This is a genomic window from Cuspidothrix issatschenkoi CHARLIE-1, from assembly GCF_002934005.1.
Lineage (GTDB): Bacteria > Cyanobacteriota > Cyanobacteriia > Cyanobacteriales > Nostocaceae > Cuspidothrix > Cuspidothrix issatschenkoi.
In genome coordinates this window covers 1-1463 of the sequence record NZ_PGEM01000174.1, presented here as the reverse complement: position 1 = coordinate 1463, position 1463 = coordinate 1, and the positions used below count along the sequence as shown (strand labels likewise).

The 1463-nt window shown below is 33.0% G+C and carries 1 protein-coding gene; it reads right to left on the bottom strand.

Going from position 1 to position 1463, the window contains the following annotated elements; genetic code table 11:
• Window positions 1-275 precede the first annotated feature (275 nt).
• Complete coding sequence (locus CUN59_RS19045; protein WP_104389315.1) at window positions 276-1289, bottom strand: IS701 family transposase; 1014 nt, start codon at window positions 1287-1289, stop codon at window positions 276-278.
• Between the last annotated feature and the right edge of the window lie 174 nt (window positions 1290-1463).

Sequence of the window (1463 nt, the reverse complement as noted above, 5' to 3'; positions counted from 1 at the left end):
CTAATTGATTTTCTGGTTTAGCTAAAACCTGCCATTTACTCCAAATTTCTGTAGAACAATGTTTAGATAATTCTTTATCTGTTGCTGCTTTTTTCGCAAAATTATTAATATATTCTGTAGCTAAATCCCGAAAAGACTGGGGGCAATTTTTATCAACATGGTCAGGCCATCAAGCCGCACATATTACAGCTTGACAAGCGGCTAAAGGTCGTCTTTAGGACTTACGCAACTGGCACAAGCGATGGTGCGGCGTAGCCGCACCGATCACCTAAAGACTAAACCATTGACATAGCAATATCTGGACGTTTTAGTTGTCCTATTAAATAATTAGAAAGCAAATTATGCTTAATTTGATAAATAGTTTGACCTGTGTTGTAAGCTAAGTTTTTTAGTCTTAGCCAAACCAACATAGCACAAGCTATATGATTTCTTTGAAGACGACCTTTGCGACACTGACATGATTCAATGCCAGTTAATTGTTTTATCTCCCTGTGAAACTCTTCTATTTTCCAACGGATTTTACACACCTGTTGTGTAACATCCATAGAACTTTGAGATATATCATTAGTTGCGATATAGTCCGTTCTATCGGTAGAGATAGTAACCCGGAATAGCTTCACTTTTTTCTCAGAGGGGAATGCTTTTATCTTGATAATTTTACCACATTCTAACTCATCTTCACTCCATGACAATGATTCAATATTTTTATATTTTTCTTTGCCAAAACTATCATCAACCAAACGATTAATCTTTAAAGGACAATAATAAACTTTATCTAGACTATCAATATAAAGCATTAAATTGTTAACTGCATACCAAGTATCCATTAAAACTGTGTCAAATGGTAGAACCTTTTGATATACAAGCCCTTGCAACATATTTTTCACATGGTCAACTTTACTTAAACCATCATTATCAGGGTTAAAAATACGATAATCTATTACCCAAAATTTGAGAGTTTTAGGATTAACATATATACAATTGACTATTCCAATTCCTTTGACGATGCCATGCTCATTTCCACTATATTGCCTTCGCACCATTTCAATCTTTTCTGAAAATCTTTTGTCTAAAACTGTGTCATCAAATATAATATAAGCATTCTCGTCCGGGACAATTATATCTTTCACATTATCCCAAAGTAACCGAGGAGTCAATTTCTCATTTTTTAAATAATAATTAATTTTATCGTGACTAATATTGTCTAAATGTTCTGCTAGATTAGTCATTGTGTAGTTGATTTGACTGCTAAGTAAATACTGGCAGTAATTAAGTTTAGTAAATTTCATCGTTAATTAATTTCTTAATGCACCCTATCATCATTCTCTCATAAAATTAATACCCGTCATTTATTTAATCTATTACTATTAACAATTCTCAATCAGTCTGATTCAATAACATCTTCATTATTGCAGTACACATATACTAATAATTAGCGATCGCTGTGCCAGTTGCGTAAGTCC

Bases quoted from the DNA above. Each gene is read 5' to 3' on its own strand.
- CUN59_RS19045 (WP_104389315.1), bottom strand. From the start codon at position 1,289: ATGAAATTTACTAAACTTAATTACTGCCAGTATTTACTTAGCAGTCAA.